Source organism: Acinetobacter sp. YH12043, assembly GCF_013419915.1.
GTDB lineage: Bacteria > Pseudomonadota > Gammaproteobacteria > Pseudomonadales > Moraxellaceae > Acinetobacter.
Genome location: NZ_VOZD01000015.1, coordinates 1 through 17608 on the forward strand (window position 1 = coordinate 1; position 17608 = coordinate 17608).

Consider the following 17608-nt stretch of genomic DNA (forward strand, 5'->3'; position numbering starts at 1 on the left):
TTAATGGAGAAATCTAATCGGTATGTTATACCTGAGAGAAGAGTGAGGAGTTATCCAAGGGTTGTAAAAGGAAAACCTCAAAAATACCCAAGAAAAAGCCAGTCAATCTCTTAACTGACTGGCATTAGGCCAATTGCCGGGTTTTTTAATTCTCAGGAATTAAGCATTGCGTTTAGCAAAGTCATCCATGAAGTTTACCAATGCCTGTACACCTTCTAACGGTACGGCATTGTAAATGCTGGCACGCATACCGCCTACTGAACGGTGGCCGGCAAGGTTAAGCAAATGGTTTTCTTTTGCTTCTTGCAGGAACTGTTTTTCAAGTTCAGGATTTGCCAAGGTAAATGGAACGTTCATGATTGAACGGTTTTCTTTGGCAATCGGATTTGCATAGAAGTCGCTAGAATCGATATAGCCATAAAGCAATTCAGCTTTTTGCAGGTTCACTTTATGAATCGCGTCTACACCGCCCTGTTCCAGTAACCATTCAAATACCAGACCAGATAGATACCATGCATAAGTTGATGGTGTGTTGACCATCGAACCGTTTTTCGCTTGATCTGCATATTTCAGGATGCTTGGAATTTCAGGTTTTGCCTGATCAAGCAGATCTTCACGGATAATAACCAGTGTTAAACCTGCAGGGCCAATATTCTTTTGCGCACCGGCATAGATCAGACCGAATTTAGAAACATCAATCGGTGCAGACAGAATGCTTGAAGAGAAATCACATACGAGTGGCTTATCAGTTTCTGGCACATGGGCAAATTGCAGACCGCCAATAGTTTCGTTATCTGCATAATGCACATAAGCGGCATCATCAGAAAGATTCCATGTGCTTTGATCAGCAATCGCTAATTTACCATCTTCAGTTTTAATGCCTGCTTCAACCACATTGATATCGCCATAGCGTTTAGCTTCTTTCAATGCTTTTTCAGACCAGATACCGGTACGGATATAGTCAGCTTTGTTGTTTTTACCCAGCAAGTTCAATGGAATTGCCGAGAATTGCAAAGATGCACCACCCTGCAAGAACAGTACTTTATAGTTCTCAGGAATATTCATGAGTTTGCGAAGGTCTGCTTCTGCCTTTTCCGCAACTGCAACATAGTCTGCACTACGGTGGCTCATTTCCATGATCGAAAGACCTTTGCTCTGCCAGTCAAGCATTTCAGCTTGAGCCTTTTCAAGTACGGCAGTAGGTAATGCAGCAGGACCAGCACAGAAGTTGTACGCGCGCATGATTTTTCCTTTCAGAGTGAAACACAATAAAATGATGGCATTTAACCATATCTGGACGCCGCTTGCACAAAATTATTTCTATCCAAGAATGAAGATAGAGTCAAAAAACCAATCTAGATTCGAGGGATAATTTGAATATCTTTGATTTTTTTGTTCTAACTCGGTGATTTCATTTATGAGAAATTGTACAGCTAAAAATATTCAATCTCATCCAATGCTTAGAAGATGTTGAATCGGCCGCTAATATAAAATAATTGAAAAATGAATTTAAACTCGGCTCAAGTTTTAGAGTGACATAGAACTATCAGCTTGAAACTTGAGAAGTGAATTGTTTCAAATTACAACAATACTACAACTTAACCCATTCCTGCACTGCAAGCACTTGATTTATAATGCAGCTTAGACTGAATTAATGTGACTTTTACATTACCACTTTATGAATATGAAGAAAAATAAACAATGTGTCTGCTGGGGTCTGACTGTGCTTGCATCTATGATGTATGGCAGTTTTGCTTATGCACAAAGCATCAGCTTTAAGGATGCAGAACAACAATTGTTGCAACGTTCCTATAGTAGCCAGGCTTTTCAAAGTCTGGAGCAAGCGTCAAAACTTGAAGCAGAAGCTGTCAAAGGTATTGGCCTACCTCATGTTGACCTGAATGTTCGTGCCTATGCCTTTCATAGTGAAGTCGATATTCCATTAAAGCAGTTTAAAAATAATCTGGAGAATTCACTCTCTCAAGGCGTGAATGGCCAGCTTAATGAGTGGGAAGCCAGTAATGGTGTGGATCTACCTGCAGGTATTACTGATCCACTGCGTGAAGGACTTAACAATACTATTCATAGCGGAGTTGGTCTGATTCCGGATACGTCTAATGTAGTCCTTGAAGATCAGGTGATTCGTCCCACTGTTTCCGTGATGATGCCACTATATACCGGAGGCCTCACCCGTAGCGCCAAAGAAATTGCCAATATTCAGTCAGGACGTAGCGAACTTAGCAATCAGCAGCAACAGGACACGCAGCGTTTTGAACTGATTCAGTCTTACTTTAATGTTCAACTACAAAAACAGTTACTGGATGCAGCACTCTTTAATTCAAATGCCATGCAACAACATTATCGTAATGCTCTGAAGCTGGAACAGCAGGGTTTTATCAGTAAAGGTCAACGCATGCAGTTCGAAGTGGCACGCAACAATGCTGAACGCGCACAACAAAATGCCCAAGCCAATCTGAATGCTGCCCTATTTCAGCTAAATAATCTGTTGCTGGATAGCAATATCACCGAGCTAAGCACACCTTTATTTGTGAATCGTGCTGAACCCCAAAATGTGAATATTCTGCTCAGCAGTTTTAGTCAGAACTCTCCTCTGATCAAAAAAATGCAGATGGATACCGAGCTGGCCAAAGCCAATGTCAAAGCCCAGCAGGCCGCTAAAAAGCCAAATGTTTTTGCGTTTGGTGAATATAGCCTGGATCAACATCAAAACTGGATTGTGGGGGTTGCAGCACGTTATAACCTGTTCTCAGGCATTGATAAAAATAAAAATATTCAGGCTGCAGAGCTGAAACGCTATGCCGCTGAACTCATGACGGCGCGTACCCAACAGGAGATTGAAAACCTGATTTATAAATCATTTAGTGAAGCAGTCAGCGCCCAGCAAAGTGATGCTCTACTTCAGCAGAATCTGAAAGCAGCTCAGGAAAATCTGCGTATTCAGGAGTTATCCTTTAAGGAAGATGTCGGGACAGCCACTCAGGTCATCGATGCCCAAAACATGCTCAGCAGTTTAAAAGCAGAAATGGCATTAAATGCTTTTAAATATGTGATGTCTCTTGCGACCTTATTACAGAGCCATGGCTCAATTGTTGAATTTCCAAATTACATGCAACATGCCAATACCCACTATATTCGTTAATGGAGCCAGACATGACAGATGAGCAAAAGCCAGAACATCCTGTTGATGAACCGGCTTCAGAAATCAATTACAGTGAATCAGAGCCAGATAATCCTGAAAGCACAGAAAAAAAATCGCGCAAAAAATATCTGCTTTTAGCTTTAATTCCAGTGATTCTTGCTTTGATTGGGTTTGGTCTATGGAAAACCTATCAAACCACAGAAATCGAGCTACAAGGCCGGGTTGAGGCAGAAACCGTTCAAGTGGCCACTAAAGTTCCAAGCCGGATTGAAAAGATTTATGTGCAGGAAGGCGATAACGTCAAGAAAGGTCAGGCGCTGGTAAAATTGCATAGTCCTGAAATTGAGGCGAAAAAGCAGCAGGCTTTAGCCACTTTACAGTCTGCATTAGCACTTCAGTCCACCGCAGAACGTGGTTCTCAGGAAGAAAATATCGCTTCTCTGTATGCCAACTGGCAGTCACTAAAAGCACAGGAGCAACTCGCTAAAACTTCCTATCAACGTGGAGCCAATCTATTTAAGGAAGGCGTCATTTCCCGCCAGCGCCGAGATGAACTGTTTGCAGCTTCACAATCTGCATCCCAAATGACCGAAGCTGCTTATCAGCAATATGCCCGGGCTAAACGCGGCAGTACACCAGAACAGAAAAGTTCAGCAGATGCTCAGGTCGATATAGCCCGTGCAGCAGTCGCTGAAGCCAATGCACTAGAAGCAGAAACTGAATTATTGGCACCGATTGATGGTACCGTCTCCAAAACCTATGGAAATGCCACTGAGCTGGTGGCAACCGCAGTGCCAGTGGTCAGCCTGATCTCGGCAGAACGCTGGATCAGCCTGAATATTCGTGAAGACCAATATGCCGCTTTAGGTAAACAGCAACAGCTTGAAGGGTTTATTCCGGCACTGAATCAATCAGCCACTTTTAAAGTAAAAAATATTAGTGCTGAAGGTGAATTTGCCACCATTAAAACCACGCGCCAAACCGGTGGTTATGATGTCCGCAGTTTTAAAGTTCATCTTGTGCCAGTCACTGAAATGCCTGAGCTAAAAGTCGGCATGAGCGTGCTGTTTAAATTGAAAGAGCCAAAATAAATGGCTTCTGGATTCTGGGCGGGTATTCAGCGTGAAATACGCTATTTATGCAGAGAGAAATGTGATCTGACTCTGGTTCTGCTCGCCCCAGCCTGTATTCTGATTTTACTTGGCAGCATGTTTGCCAAAGGCAAACCGGATCATCTACCAGTCGCCATTATTGATCAGGATCAAAGTAGCCTGAGCAGCAAGATTTATGATCATTTATCTTTGAATCATACCCTACAAGTGCATACCGTTTCCGATCAAACGGTCGAAATCGAGAAGCTATTAAACGAAAATAAAATCTGGGGCTATATTCATATTCCTGCCGGAGCCGAGCAACGACTGGTCAAAGCTCAGGATGCTGAAATTAGTATTGCTTTTAATCAGAGTTATTTTAGTATCGGGAATACCATTTCTTCGGCTATGCTACTTAGCACCTTGCAGGCTCTGGCTGAATTTACCGGCAAGCAGTATCTGGGCAACACGCTCCCCTATCTGGAAGCACCTACACCGAATATTAAAATTTCCCCACTGTATAATCCGCAGCTGAATTATGAATTTTATCTGGAACCTTACATGGTGCCGGCAATTTTGCACTTGCTGTTATGTTGCTGTGTGGCTTTTGCTGTGGGTCAGGAAATTAAACGACATACTGTTAGTCATTGGATTGCCCAACAAAACTTGTGGTCGGCACTGCTGTCTAAAAATCTGGTTTATGTAGCAATATTTTGTTGCTGGACCTGGGCTTGGATGTTTTGGCTGGTCGAAATTCGCGGCTGGTTTATTGCCGGGTCATTATGGCCAATTCTTCTGGCGCAAATACTGTTCTATAGTGCCTATGCCTTTATCAGTAGTGCGGTGGTTCTGGCCACTCAGGACCTGACCAAATCTTTTGGTCTACTAGCAGTTTATGGTGGTTCATCGCTCAGTTTTGCTGGGGTGACTTTGCCCCTTAATAATGCCCCACTATTCACCCAGTTCTGGGCCAATATTATTCCCTATACACCCTATGCCAAATTACAGACGGAGCAATGGGTGATTGGCAGTCCGCTCTCTCTTTCACTGCAACCGATGTTCGTGCTCGTCATTTATGTCGTGCTTTATGCTGTGCTGGCCTATGTCTTTCTCAAAAAAACAGCCAAAGGAGTGTCACCATGAAATCACTCTGGAAAGCTTATTGCCAAACTTTTAAAGACATTATTAGCAATACCAGTATTTTTACCACCCTAATTTTATCGGTTCTGTTTTACAGCTTTTTTTATCCAACGGCGTATAAAGCTGAACAGGCAGAAGCCTTGCCGATTATTATTGTCGACGAAGAGCAAAGTGCTTTAACCAATACCATTATCAGTCATGTCAGCCAAAGCCCGAATATAGAGATTAAGGCGGTGACTGGAAATTTTGCTGAAGCCAAATATTGGGTGGAAACTCAAAAAGCTGACGGGATTTTATTATTACCAGATAATCTTTCTCAATCTATCCGGCATGGTGAAAATGGCGGGATTGGGCTGTACTTAAGTGCTGCTAACTTTTTAATTACCAAACAGATTGGTTTGGGCTTGGTCTCTTCAGTGGAAAATACCTTAAGTGAATATGCTGAACGCTTTAGCGAGATTTCACACTTCTCTCCTGCCCTATCCATTCACCAGATTCCACTATTTAATACACTCTCTGGCTATGGCAGCTATGTGTTTCCCGCTGTTGCCCCGTTGATTATTCATCAGACTATTTTTCTGGGACTGAGCATGCTGATTGCACTGTATCGGGAAAATAAACAGGTGATTAATCTGACCACCTTAAGTGGCCTCAGCTTGGCAATTCTGACCATTGGATGTTTAGGTTGTTATTACCTGTTTGGATTTACCTTCTGGTATTTTGATTATCCCCGTGGCGGAAATTTCTGGGGGATGCTGCTCGCTGTACCCATCTTTGTATTCTGCATGATTGGTATCACAGTACTGTTTGCCAGCTTTCTGGACATGCCAGAACGCGCCGGTCATATCATTGTTTTTACTTCGATTCCGCTCTTTATGCTTTCAGGAGTCGCCTGGCCACATGCTGCCATGCCAGTCTGGGTCCAACTTATTGGGCAAGCCTTACCTTCGACCCAAATCGTGCAGATGTTTATTCAACTCAATCAGATGGGTGTGCCCACTTATATGATTCTAGGAAAGCTTGCTTATCTATTGGTGATCGGCATCATCTGTATGGTCTTAGGCTATTATCGGCTACGTCCACGTTCTTAAATCTGGATTTACTCAGGCTATTCGCATTGAAAATTATTCACCAAATACCTGAATATTAAAGTTGCGGATTTTAGTACTGCCATTCGGCTGGTCAAAACTCACATCATACTGAACCAGATTTTTTGGATAGGCAATTTCATAGCTGACCTTGTATTCACTCGGTTTGCCGTTATTTTCCTCGAAGTTCTTTCTCATGATAGTCTTGGACTTATATTCACCTTGCGGAATTGAACGTGAAAAACGCTTCATGATTTTTTCATTATTTTGAAACTCTGCCTGTAACTTCGGTTCAAGCTGAGCTAAAAACTCGTCATATTTTCCATCACGCAGATCTTCATAAGCTACTTGCGCAGCCTTTTCCTGCTCAGGGCTTGGATCGGGCATACTGTCCATTGCATTATTACAGCCGCTAAGTGCAATAGCTGCGGTCAAAAGCATCAATCTGGTTTTCATTATTTATCTCTCATTTAGCCGATGTGTAAAAAAGGACGCCGAAGCGCCCTTTTTCATCAGTAGCAGAACTTATTCCTCTACTGTATTGTCATCATCTTTTTCAGCTGCTTGTGCATCAGTTACATCATCAGCTGCAGATTCAGTATTTTCAATATCTTCCAATATTTCCAACTCATCTTCAACTGCTTCAATCGCTTCCACACCGACCAGTTTTTCATCTTCAGCCAGACGGATCAGACGAACACCTTGTGCATTACGGCCAGTCTGTGCCACTTCAGAAGCACGGGTACGAACCAGAGTGCCGCCATCAGAAATTAGCATCAGTTCTTTAGATGCGTCAATCGCAACTGCACCGACCAGCTCACCGTTACGTTCTGAGGTCTTAATCGCAATTACGCCCTTACCGCCACGTTTCTTAGTTGGGAAGTCATCTACCGGGGTACGTTTACCATAACCATTTGCAGAAGCACACAGCACTTCACCGGTTTCAGGTACAACCACTAGAGATACGATACGGCTAATGAAGTTAGCTTCAGTTGCATCTTCATCATCAGGTTCAATATCTGCATCTTCTGCATCTTCAACCTGAGAAGCACCGATGGTCACGCGCATACCGCGTACACCTTTGGCTGAACGACCCATTGAACGTACGTCAGTCTCTGCGAAACGAATGGCTTTACCTTCGTTCGAGAACAACATGATTTGCTGTTCACCGTCGGTAATCGCAACACCAATTAAGGTGTCATCGCCATTCAGTTCAATCGCACGTAAACCGTTTGAACGAACATTCGAGAATTGTTCCAGTTCAACACGTTTAATTGTACCGTACTCAGTCGCCATAAACACATAGAAGTTCTTACGAACAGCTTCAGCCTGCTGAGCAAAGTCATTGATGATGTCATCATCAAGATCAGTCGTAGAAAGTGCTAAGCCCAATTCTTTCAACTGAACACGCAGTGCATCAGAAATATCATCTGCACCATCTTCAGATTCAGCAAGAGCAGCTTCTAGTGCTGCAAAGTGACTATTGATCACTTCATTGGTTTTAAGTTGGGCAGCATTGGCCTTCACAAATGCTTTGAAGTCAGCCAGACGTTCTTTGAATTTCTTCGGTGCATCAATCACTGGCAAGATAGCAGTAATGGTTTCGTTGTCATCCAATGGTAACAAGTTCACCATTGGGCGACCTTTGGCACCACGAGATGCTTGTGGCACTTCGTAAACCTTCAGACGGTAAACCTTACCGACATTGGTGAAGCAAAGCACAGTGGCATGATTCGATGTCACCACCATATGCTGGATGTAATCATCTTCTTTCATGCTGGTTGCAGACTTACCACGACCACCACGACGCTGAGCAGCATAATCAGATAATGGTTGAGTTTTCGCATAGCCTGTTTTTGAAACGGTCAGAACCATTTGCTCTTCAGGAATCAGATCTTCACGAGAGAAGTCGATACGAGATTCAACAATATCTGTTTTACGCGCATCGCCATATTGCTGAAGAATTAGCGCTAGCTCTTCTTTAATCACGTTCATCAATAAGTTGAAGTCATTTAAGATGGCTGTGTATTCAGCAATTTGACCTAAGATTTCAGAATATTCAGCTTGAAGTTTATCCTGCTCAAGACCGGTCAAACGGTGTAAACGCAATTCCATAATCGCGTTGACTTGAGTCGGAGATAAACGATACACATCGCCATCAATACCAAATGGACGGTTTGGATCTTCACCTTCAATTTCATCAGGACGTACAGAAACAGCACCCGCTTTTTCGAGCAAGGCTGCTACACCGCCTGCTGCCCACTCACCTGCCTGTAAACGCTCACGCGCTTCAGCCGGGTTGGCAGAAGTTTTAATGGTTTCGATGATAGCATCAATATTTGCCAGAGCAACGGTTAAACCTTCTAAAATATGACCACGTTCACGTGCTTTGCGCAGTTCGTACATAGTACGACGTGTCACGACTTCTTGACGGTGACGAATAAACGCAGCGATGATGTCTTTCAGATTCATCAATTTCGGCTGGCCATTGTCCAAGCAAACCATGTTAATGCTGAAAGAGTTTTCTAACTGCGTATTCTGGAACAGGTTATTGACGATGACTTCAGCATTTTCACCACGCTTCAGGTCAATCGCAATACGCATCCCTTCCTTGTCCGATTCATCACGAAGTTCAGAAATGCCTTCAAGTTTTTTCTCTTTGACCAGCTCGGCGATACGTTCAATCGTTTTCGCTTTGTTGACCTGATAAGGAATTTCTGTGAAGACAATCGTAGTACGGCCAGATTTGGCATCTTCTTCAAAGTGATATTTACCACGAATATGCAAACGGCCTTTACCGGTACGATAGGCATCCACGATACCTGATTTACCGTAAATAATACCGCCCGTTGGGAAATCTGGACCGGAAATGTATTCCATCAAACCTTCGATGCTGATATTTGGATTATCTGCATAAGCCAGACACGCATTCACTACTTCAGTCATGTTGTGTGGCGCCATATTGGTCGCCATACCGACTGCAATACCAGCCGCACCATTCACCAACAGGTTCGGAATACGAGTTGGCATGACTTGCGGAATACGCTCAGAACCGTCGTAGTTATCTTCCCAGTCAACTGTATCTTTTTCCAGATCAGCCAATAATTCATGGGTCAGCTTACGCATACGAACTTCGGTATAACGCATTGCCGCAGCGCTATCGCCATCGATCGAACCAAAGTTCCCTTGACCATCAACCAATTGGTAGCGCAGACTAAAGTCCTGAGCCATACGGACAATGGTTTCATAAACAGCAGAATCACCATGTGGGTGATATTTACCGATGACATCACCTACAACACGGGCAGACTTCTTGTAAGCTTTGTTGTAGTCATTGCCCAATTCGTGCATTGCGAAAAGCACACGACGATGAACAGGTTTTAGACCATCTCGTACATCCGGCAAGGCACGTGAAACAATCACGCTCATTGCATAGTCTAAATACGAGTGCTTGAGTTCATCCTCAATGGCAATCGGTCTAATTTCCGATACGCTCATGCATACTCCTTATTCTACAAGCCAGATTTGGCTTGCATTTATATGTCGTAAATCCAGCTATAAATCGGCTCAAAAAAAAGCTGAACCAATATTAAAATTTAGTCGTACAGTATAGCATAATCTAGGCTAAATTTACCTGTTTCAGCCCCAACTATCCACAGGATTTTTAGTAGAAATTTTAATCACTTCACAATATTTTGATATTAAAAAACCTCTGCTTGCAGAGGTTCATTTTTTTCTTTAAAAAAGCAAGTCACTTAAATATGAAGTTTAGAATCTATATCGGACAAATCATCTTCAGCTATGACCTGACTAGTTGATTTTGTCACAGCACAATCTTGCTTCATTAATGGATAAGCGACCAGGAATAAGCCGATAATAAGCGGAAATTCGTATAGTTCTTCCATCAAATCTTTATAGATAAAATCTGTAAAAATAAAATGAATAAAAAACCGATTATGTTCAATGCCATCAGACATCAGCAAGCCAATGAAAGCTAATATGAGTGCCCAAATTGGAAGTGATACATGCTTAAACTTATAAGCAATTTCTTGACGCAAAGGTGCTAAAAACAGCATAAACACCACGGGTGCAATCACAAGAACCGAAATACCACGGAAATAGATTTTTGGCACTTCCGGGAAATAGTCACGTCCCCAGCTGGTACTTCTACCAAACAGCATAATCCACCATGCAACTGACCAGAGCCAAAATTGTTTTTGACCTTTACTTAATTCAAATGGACGGATATAGAAAAAACTAAATACGGCAAAACCAAACAACATTAATGCTTGAATTGACTCAACTGCTGTAACCGTCATACCTCCTAACAAAGGAAGGTGCAAACTCGGGAGAAAAGGGAAAATCAAACAGCAGATCATCATTACCAAAATACTGACTGGTAACTGAAAATCAAATTTCACGGACACTCCGCCAAATGGCAAGCTTAATAAAAGTTTAATATTAACACAAAATATACAATAACCAAAATTTCGAGTCAGAAATGGACGACTTGTTAGTTAGATTAATTATTTAGATTAAAAAAAAGAAAAACGCTCCTAAAGGAGCGTTTTTTTGAAACTGATTCAGAAATTAGATTTTAGAAACCAATTCAGGAATTACAGTGTTCAGGTCACCTACTAACCAGTAGTCTGCTACTGCATTAATTGGAGCTTCTTCATCTTTGTTGATCGCAACAATCACTTTAGATTCTTTCATACCTGCCAAGTGCTGGATCGCACCAGAGATACCTACAGCGATGTACAGGTCAGGTGCAACGATCTTACCAGTTTGACCAACCTGCATATCGTTAGGAACGAAACCAGCATCAACTGCAGCACGTGAAGCACCTTGAGCAGCGCCAAGTTTGTCAGCTAGTGGATCAAGGATTTTGTGGTAGTTCTCACCAGAACCTACACCACGACCACCAGAAACGACGATACGAGCAGCTGTCAATTCAGGACGTTCAGATTTAACGATTTCTTCATTAATGAACTTAGAAATACCAGCATCACCAGTAGAAGCAGCAGCTTCAACCGCAGCAGAACCACCTTCAGCAGCAACCGCATCAAATGCAGTACCACGAACAGTTGCAACGATTACTGATTCAGAAGATTCAACAGTTGCAATCGCGTTACCTGCATAGATCGGACGCTTGAATGTATTTGCAGAATCAACAGCGATGATGTCTGTGATCATGCTGACATCAAGAAGTGCAGCAGCGCGTGGCAGAATGTTTTTGCCAGTAGTAGTAGAAGCAGCAAGGATATGGCTATAGCCTTTACCTAATTCTGCAACCAGTTTCGCTACATTTTCAGCCAATTGGTTTGCATAAGCAGCGTCGTCAGCAAGTAAAACTTTGCTTACGCCCGCAACTTTAGCTGCCTGATCAGCAACTGCTTGAGCGCCAGAACCAGCAACCAATACAGTGATATCACCACCGATTTTTTGCGCCGCAGCAACAACGTTTAAAGTAGCAGCGTTAAGTGCTTTGTTGTCGTGCTCAGCGATTACTAAAATACTCATGATTTTTATCCTTCTGTATTAGATCACTTTCGCTTCGTTTTTCAATTTTTCTACAAGTTCGTCTACAGACTTCACTTGTACGCCAGCTTTACGCTCTGCAGGAGATTCAACTTTTACTGTTTTCAGTTTAGTTGTAGTAGTTACACCGAAATCTGCAGGTGACTTGGTATCAAGCGGTTTTTTACGCGCTTTCATGATGTTTGGAAGAGCTGCATAACGTGGCTCGTTCAAACGCAAGTCAGTAGTTACGATCGCTGGAAGTGATAATTCAACAGTTTGTAGACCACCGTCGATTTCACGAGTCACTTGTACTTTGTCGCCTTCAACTTTAACTTCTGAAGCGAATGTACCTTGACCTGCACCTAGAAGTGCACCAAGCATCTGACCAACCTGGTTAGAGTCGTCATCAATTGCTTGTTTACCAAGAAGGATCAATTGTGGTTGTTCAGCTTCAACAACACCTTTTAGAATTTTAGCAACTTCTAGCGCACCTAGCTGGCTGTCATCAGCTTCAACCAGAATACCGCGGTCAGCACCAAGCGCCATTGCAGAACGGATTTGTTCTTGCGCTTCTTTAGGACCAATAGAAACAACAACGATTTCTGAAACAGTTCCTTTTTCTTTTAAACGAACCGCTTCTTCCACCGCGATTTCACAGAATGGGTTAATTGACATTTTAACGTTTGTTAAGTCAACACCACTGTTGTCCGGCTTAACGCGAACCTTAACGTTGGCATCAACCACACGTTTTACAGCAACAAGAGCCTTCATGTAATCCTCGGCTGTTTTAGCAAATGTAAATGTTGAGAAAAGTTATAATAACTCTTCACTTAAATTTTTTTAGGTGCCCTATCTTGCAATGTGCACGGCATTTCGGTCAAGTCACAATTCAGCAAAGAGCTGTAAAAATGCGTAATTTTCCTTGAACGATGCGTTCACAATTAATCCGTATCGATTTATTACAATGAATTTTATCAATATTTAATAAAATTTAACCTTTGATTTTTATTATGTTTTTATTTGATGAAACACATCAGAACTTTTGATTTTTGCTTATTAAATGCACAAATCCGTCCTGAGATTTGTGGAAAATGACTTATATTTAAAAATGACCGCTTTGGTCAGTTTGGACATAAAGCGAAATTAATCAGGATTTATTCTGTATATCTGCTCAATTTACTCCGCTTTATTTTGTTGGGTAGGTCTAAAAATCGGGTTGTCATCAATCTATAAATATAAAAAAGCATACCGGGAGCAGTATGCTTTTTTAAAATACGCCATTGCTTAATTAATAATTAACCAGCTTGCGGCAAGGGCAAGTAAACCACCTGAGGTGCCATCAACCCATTTCTGTTTATGCTCATCAATTTGTGTATTGCGAGTAATTCTGCTGAACAGAATACTGAGAGCACAATAAACAATGAAAATCATGCCAATAAAAATAAAAGAGAGAATTAAGCCTTGGCTCACCGTATTTCCGCTTTTATCGATAAACTGCGGCAAGATCGCAAAATAGATCAGCATGCCTTTAGGATTGAGTAAGGCCGTAAAGAAGCCTTTTTTCACTGGATTAGCACTGGTCTTTTTCTCAATTTTCATTGAATTTTTGCTAAATACTGATTTCAACAGGCTACAAGCCAGATAGAGCAAATAAGCAATACCCAACCAGCGAATCGCCTCAAACAATACCGGAAAAGACACGATAATGGCTGCGATTCCTAATGCTACCAAAATGGAATGTACCAGATAGCCTGTACAGATCCCGATGGTTGCCATCATGCCTGCTTTTGCATCTTTACCCATCACTTGAGACAGGATAAACAGCATATCTGGTCCAGGTGTAAAAATCAGGGGGAGCACGGTCAGTGCAAAAAGTGCAAATACAGACATTTCCTTTTTCCTTTGAATCTTCGGAAAGTGAAATTAGTATCTGCGAATTTTCACAAAATAGGCTTTCAATTTATTTTATAATAAGTATTATTTTTCGAATTATATTCTAATTTATGAAAATATCTTCCAAGTCTGTGCGAGTAAAGCTTGATCGAATTGATAAAAATATCATTCATCACTTGCAAGCTAATGGCCGTATTCAGAATAACGATCTGGCGCGGGAAATTGGACTATCCCCTTCTTCCTGTCTGCGTCGGGTAAAATTGCTTGAAGATGCGGGCGTGATCCAGAATTACACCACCATCGTTGATTCACAGAAAATTGGTTTTCAGTTGATCTTGTTTTCACGGATCTGGCTGGTCGGTCAGGATGCAGAAACCATTGATACTTTTATCGAGGCGATGAAAGAACTGCCTCAGGTGATGGAGTGCTATATCATTCTGGGTGAATGTGATGCGATGTTAAAAGTTGTGGTGCCTGATCTGGAAAGTTACCGTAAATTTCAGTCTACCCATCTAACCAAGAAAAATGGCATTACCAGTGTCAAAACTGATTTACCCAGCCAGATCATCAAGCAAAGTTTTCAGTTACCGCTGGATGACTTATAAAATATTTTAGCAATAAAAAAGGATGACCTTAGTCATCCTCCATATACATTAAACTTGTAAAAAGTCACGATGCACATGACTCAGTTCAATCAGTTCATAAGATTTCAGATCGAAAATATTCCAGATTTCGAGCGCATCTTCTTTTAGGTCAACAGCTTTACTGGCACGCTGCGTGGTCTGCCATTGCAGATCAGAAATCCATAGATAATACTGACCTGTCTCAGGATTATAAGCCTGCATTTTCCCTTCCGCATTAATCCCCTGCACAATTGCTCCTTCAGGAAGAACGGCTTCGATAGTGGGCAAGCTAATCTCAACAAAATGTTTGATCTGGCGTAAACCATAACCCGCGAACATGTCTTTTTGAGCTGGGCTTAACTGCGCATACTTTTGTTGTATATCCGGGATAATTGCTGTGTCCATAAAAATTCCAGTATCGAGATCGCTGATTTTCTTTTAAAAATTGATTACTATTTATACTTATATCCGAAAACAGCCATTTGAAAAATAAGACAATAGTGAAATATCTTTCCAACAGTCTGTTCAGGTCATATTTTGAGCATGATACATGAAAGTTTTATGCCATGAATCCTAATCATCCGACAAGCGGAAGAAAACTTTATATTTTCCCTATTCTTTATGCTGTGCCCGCGGATGCGCCTGATCATAAATCTGCGCAAGTCGATCAAAATCAATATGAGTATAAATTTGTGTGGTACTCAAATTGCTATGCCCCAACATTTCCTGAACGGCACGAAGATCACCACTATTCGACAGCATATGGCTGGCAAAACAATGCCGCAATAAATGCGGATGCAGGTCAACATTAACCCCTGCACGCTGCGCCTGAAACTTGACCCGGTTTTCAATTTGCCGTGCACCGAGCGGATTGCCTTTTTGGGTGATAAATACATTCGCGTCAGGTACAAAATCACCATTCCAGAGCGGATAAACTTTTAGCCATTCCATCAGACTGTCTTTGGCTTTTGAACCAAAAGGCACTACCCGGGTTTTATTGCCTTTACCAGTAATACGCAAGAGCTGACGATTAAAATCAACATCCTTGATTCTTAAGCTCTGAATTTCTGCCAAACGTAAACCACTGGAATAGAGTAATTCCAGAATCGCCTTGTCTCTCAACCACATTTGCTGCTGCGCTTCGGTTTCTGGAGCCGGCTGGTCCAGAATCTGGTTCACAGTTTCAATATCCACCATACCCGGCAAAGGACGTGATTGACGTTTCAACTGAAAATCATCAGCCGGATTAAATGCCAGATACTGCGCCTGCTCTGCCCATTTCATGAACTGGCGAATCGAAGAAAGCATCCGCTGCAAGCTACTCGAACTTAATCCGTACTGCTCGACTTTTTCAGCCAGAAATTGGCGTAAATCCGTGGCTTCCACATCATTAAGCACTAGTTGTTGTACTGCGCAGAACTCCAGAAAATCAGCCACATCACGTTCATAGGCCTGCAAGGTATGTTTAGACTGGTTCTGGATCTCACGTTCTTTGAGCCAGATTCCGAGCAAGTCTTTTGCAGAAAGCTTTACTTGCTCCATTCAATTGACTCCAGCCAAGCTTCAATCAGTTCTGCGGTCTGTACTGGATGAGTCGCCGCAAAGAAATGATCCCCGTTTTGAATTATATGCAGGTTTGCATGTTTCAAATTTTGCTTTAAGCATTGCCCCACCTGAACGGTACTTAAAGCGTCTTGATCACCCCAGATCAATAGAACAGGAATCTCAAGATTGCTTAATTGCTCCAGACTAAACACGGTTTGATCTTGTAAAAACCAGTCAGGAACAGCCTTAAACTGTTCGCGATAATTTGTTCGCCAGTCAGCACAACCAAACTGTGATAGATCCAGACCACCAGAAGTTGCCAGTAACACCAGTCCTTTGACTTTCTCTGGATGTTCGAGGGCAAGCCCAACTGCAAGAACTCCCCCCATGGACTGGGCAACCAGAATCGAATCATCCTCAATCTGCTCTGTGATGAGTTCCTGCAGATCATGCAAGTTTTGAATAGTTGAATTTGGTTCTACCCCATCGAAGCCCGGATATGTCAATATTTTTGTAGATTGATCTGTTTTTAAATGAGCCAATAACGGCTGCCAAAAGCCTTGGCTGCCTGATGCACCCGGTAAAAACACAAGCTGATTCATAGAGCTGTTGTGATATCAATTAAATATGGAATTCATCCTATCATAAAAAAAGCACCGTACTATGTGCGGTGCTTTTTAGAGAAATAAATGTGGGATTAACCCTGGAAGTAGCGCAAGTCCAGTCGACCTTCATAAACATTGGCGGTTGGACCTGTCATCCAGACTACATCACCTTCTTTCCATTCAATCTGCAATTTACCACCCGCAAGTTCAATTTCGACCTTGCTAGATAACAAACCACGGCGCATACCAGACACTGCTGCAGCACAGGCACCTGTACCACAAGCCAGTGTTTCACCTACACCACGCTCATAAACACGTAAACGAGCATGCTTTTCATCAATGATCTGCATAAATCCAGCATTAACGCGTGCCGGGAAACGCACATGAGATTCCACCTGTGGGCCAATTTTAGCCACATCAGCAGTCAACACATCCGGAACAATCGTCACTGCATGTGGATTACCCATATTCACCACATCAATCGTCAGTTTCTCACCACCCGCCAGATAGATGTCATACAGATTTTCCGGTTCTTCAGCCACGAATGGAATTTCCTGAGGCAGGAATTTTGGATAACCCATATTCACTCGTACCCAGCCATTGGCACCAAGTTCAGGTTCCACGATTCCAGCTTTGGTCTGTACCTTGATTTTGGTTTTAGTCGTTAATTGACGTTCATGCACGAAACGGGCAAAACAGCGCACACCATTACCGCACTGCTCAACTTCAGAACCATCCGCATTAAAAATACGGTATTTAAAATCTGCACTTGGAATATCAGGCGGTTCAACAATCAAGAGCTGGTCAAAACCCACACCAAAGTTACGATTTGCCAAGCGCTGAATAGTGAGAGTATCCAGATAAGCACGCTGGCTAATCAGGTCTACCACCATAAAATCATTGCCCAGGCCATGCATCTTGGTAAATTCAAGCAACATTA

At 42.3% G+C, this 17608-nt stretch carries 16 protein-coding genes; 5 read left to right on the forward strand and 11 right to left on the reverse strand.

Features of this window, described 5'->3' with window-relative positions:
• Nucleotides 1-159 precede the first annotated feature (159 nt).
• Nucleotides 160-1242 carry a 3-phosphoserine/phosphohydroxythreonine transaminase gene (serC, locus tag FTU01_RS08800; protein ID WP_180138801.1) on the reverse strand — a complete coding sequence of 361 codons (1083 nt, stop codon included), beginning with the start codon at nt 1240-1242 and terminating at the stop codon, nt 160-162.
• Between the two features lie 436 nt (nt 1243-1678).
• Between serC and FTU01_RS08805 the strand changes: the two genes are divergently transcribed.
• Genes FTU01_RS08805 through FTU01_RS08820 form a run of 4 tightly spaced genes read left to right on the forward strand, consistent with a single transcriptional unit; the run spans nt 1679 to nt 6482 of the window.
• The gene (locus tag FTU01_RS08805) at nt 1679-3160 is read left to right on the forward strand and encodes a TolC family protein (protein ID WP_180138803.1); all 1482 of its coding nucleotides are present in this window, start codon (nt 1679-1681) and stop codon (nt 3158-3160) included.
• An 11-nt stretch (nt 3161-3171) separates the two neighbouring features.
• Nucleotides 3172-4251, forward strand: coding sequence for an HlyD family secretion protein (locus tag FTU01_RS08810; RefSeq protein ID WP_125278444.1), 1080 nt, complete (start codon nt 3172-3174; stop codon nt 4249-4251).
• Nucleotides 4252-5394, forward strand: coding sequence for an ABC transporter permease (locus FTU01_RS08815; protein WP_180138805.1), 1143 nt, complete (start codon nt 4252-4254; stop codon nt 5392-5394).
• Nucleotides 5391-6482: an ABC transporter permease gene (locus FTU01_RS08820; RefSeq protein WP_180138807.1), complete on the forward strand. Its 1092-nt coding sequence runs from the start codon at nt 5391-5393 to the stop codon at nt 6480-6482. The genes FTU01_RS08815 and FTU01_RS08820 overlap by 4 nt, the downstream gene beginning before the upstream one ends.
• Before the next feature lie 33 nt (nt 6483-6515).
• On the opposite strand, the gene FTU01_RS08825 is transcribed toward FTU01_RS08820, so the two are convergent.
• From FTU01_RS08825 to FTU01_RS08850, 6 genes are all read right to left on the reverse strand, one after another.
• Nucleotides 6516-6935 (reverse strand): DUF3887 domain-containing protein, encoded by a 420-nt coding sequence (locus FTU01_RS08825; protein WP_159124427.1) that lies wholly within the window; start codon nt 6933-6935, stop codon nt 6516-6518.
• A 69-nt stretch (nt 6936-7004) separates the two neighbouring features.
• Nucleotides 7005-9977 carry a DNA gyrase subunit A gene (gene gyrA / locus FTU01_RS08830; protein WP_180138809.1) on the reverse strand — a complete coding sequence of 991 codons (2973 nt, stop codon included), beginning with the start codon at nt 9975-9977 and terminating at the stop codon, nt 7005-7007.
• 257 nt (nt 9978-10234) lie between these two features.
• Entirely contained in the window at nt 10235-10900 is a 666-nt protein-coding gene (locus tag FTU01_RS08835) for a hypothetical protein (RefSeq protein WP_125278449.1), read from the reverse strand.
• Between the two features lie 169 nt (nt 10901-11069).
• The gene (locus FTU01_RS08840) at nt 11070-12002 is read right to left on the reverse strand and encodes an electron transfer flavoprotein subunit alpha/FixB family protein (RefSeq protein WP_125278450.1); all 933 of its coding nucleotides are present in this window, start codon (nt 12000-12002) and stop codon (nt 11070-11072) included.
• 18 nt (nt 12003-12020) lie between these two features.
• A complete protein-coding gene (locus FTU01_RS08845) occupies nt 12021-12773 on the reverse strand; it encodes an electron transfer flavoprotein subunit beta/FixA family protein (RefSeq protein WP_159124425.1) in 753 nt (250 codons plus the stop codon).
• Nucleotides 12774-13286: 513 nt separating this feature from the next.
• Nucleotides 13287-13892: a LysE family translocator gene (locus FTU01_RS08850; RefSeq protein ID WP_180138811.1), complete on the reverse strand. Its 606-nt coding sequence runs from the start codon at nt 13890-13892 to the stop codon at nt 13287-13289.
• Between the two features lie 113 nt (nt 13893-14005).
• On the opposite strand from FTU01_RS08850, the gene FTU01_RS08855 reads away from it, so the two are divergent.
• The gene (locus tag FTU01_RS08855) at nt 14006-14500 is read left to right on the forward strand and encodes an Lrp/AsnC family transcriptional regulator (protein WP_005236726.1); all 495 of its coding nucleotides are present in this window, start codon (nt 14006-14008) and stop codon (nt 14498-14500) included.
• Between the two features lie 48 nt (nt 14501-14548).
• On the opposite strand, the gene FTU01_RS08860 is transcribed toward FTU01_RS08855, so the two are convergent.
• From FTU01_RS08860 to dapF, 4 genes are all read right to left on the reverse strand, one after another.
• The gene (locus FTU01_RS08860) at nt 14549-14923 is read right to left on the reverse strand and encodes a hypothetical protein (RefSeq protein WP_180012776.1); all 375 of its coding nucleotides are present in this window, start codon (nt 14921-14923) and stop codon (nt 14549-14551) included.
• A gap of 207 nt (nt 14924-15130) precedes the next feature.
• A complete protein-coding gene (gene xerA, locus FTU01_RS08865; RefSeq protein WP_180129955.1) occupies nt 15131-16021 on the reverse strand; it encodes a site-specific tyrosine recombinase/integron integrase in 891 nt (296 codons plus the stop codon).
• A 26-nt stretch (nt 16022-16047) separates the two neighbouring features.
• A complete protein-coding gene (locus FTU01_RS08870; RefSeq protein WP_180129907.1) occupies nt 16048-16665 on the reverse strand; it encodes an alpha/beta fold hydrolase in 618 nt (205 codons plus the stop codon).
• 95 nt (nt 16666-16760) lie between these two features.
• Complete coding sequence (dapF, locus tag FTU01_RS08875) at nt 16761-17606, reverse strand: diaminopimelate epimerase (protein ID WP_180138813.1); 846 nt, start codon at nt 17604-17606, stop codon at nt 16761-16763.
• Nucleotides 17607-17608: the final 2 nt, after the last annotated feature.

Excerpts from the sequence above, each read along its gene's own strand:
- FTU01_RS08840 (WP_125278450.1), bottom strand. The coding sequence starts at position 12,002 with ATGAGTATTTTAGTAATCGCTGAGCACGACAACAAAGCACTTAACGCT.
- dapF (WP_180138813.1), bottom strand. The coding sequence starts at position 17,606 with ATGTTGCTTGAATTTACCAAGATGCATGGCCTGGGCAATGATTTTATG.
- FTU01_RS08850 (WP_180138811.1), bottom strand. The coding sequence starts at position 13,892 with ATGTCTGTATTTGCACTTTTTGCACTGACCGTGCTCCCCCTGATTTTT.
- FTU01_RS08820 (WP_180138807.1), top strand. The coding sequence starts at position 5,391 with ATGAAATCACTCTGGAAAGCTTATTGCCAAACTTTTAAAGACATTATT.
- gyrA (WP_180138809.1), bottom strand. The coding sequence starts at position 9,977 with ATGAGCGTATCGGAAATTAGACCGATTGCCATTGAGGATGAACTCAAG.
- FTU01_RS08810 (WP_125278444.1), top strand. The coding sequence starts at position 3,172 with ATGACAGATGAGCAAAAGCCAGAACATCCTGTTGATGAACCGGCTTCA.
- serC (WP_180138801.1), bottom strand. The coding sequence starts at position 1,242 with ATGCGCGCGTACAACTTCTGTGCTGGTCCTGCTGCATTACCTACTGCC.
- FTU01_RS08845 (WP_159124425.1), bottom strand. The coding sequence starts at position 12,773 with ATGAAGGCTCTTGTTGCTGTAAAACGTGTGGTTGATGCCAACGTTAAG.
- FTU01_RS08805 (WP_180138803.1), top strand. The coding sequence starts at position 1,679 with ATGAATATGAAGAAAAATAAACAATGTGTCTGCTGGGGTCTGACTGTG.
- FTU01_RS08825 (WP_159124427.1), bottom strand. The coding sequence starts at position 6,935 with ATGAAAACCAGATTGATGCTTTTGACCGCAGCTATTGCACTTAGCGGC.
- FTU01_RS08855 (WP_005236726.1), top strand. The coding sequence starts at position 14,006 with ATGAAAATATCTTCCAAGTCTGTGCGAGTAAAGCTTGATCGAATTGAT.
- FTU01_RS08860 (WP_180012776.1), bottom strand. The coding sequence starts at position 14,923 with ATGGACACAGCAATTATCCCGGATATACAACAAAAGTATGCGCAGTTA.
- FTU01_RS08870 (WP_180129907.1), bottom strand. The coding sequence starts at position 16,665 with ATGAATCAGCTTGTGTTTTTACCGGGTGCATCAGGCAGCCAAGGCTTT.
- FTU01_RS08815 (WP_180138805.1), top strand. The coding sequence starts at position 4,252 with ATGGCTTCTGGATTCTGGGCGGGTATTCAGCGTGAAATACGCTATTTA.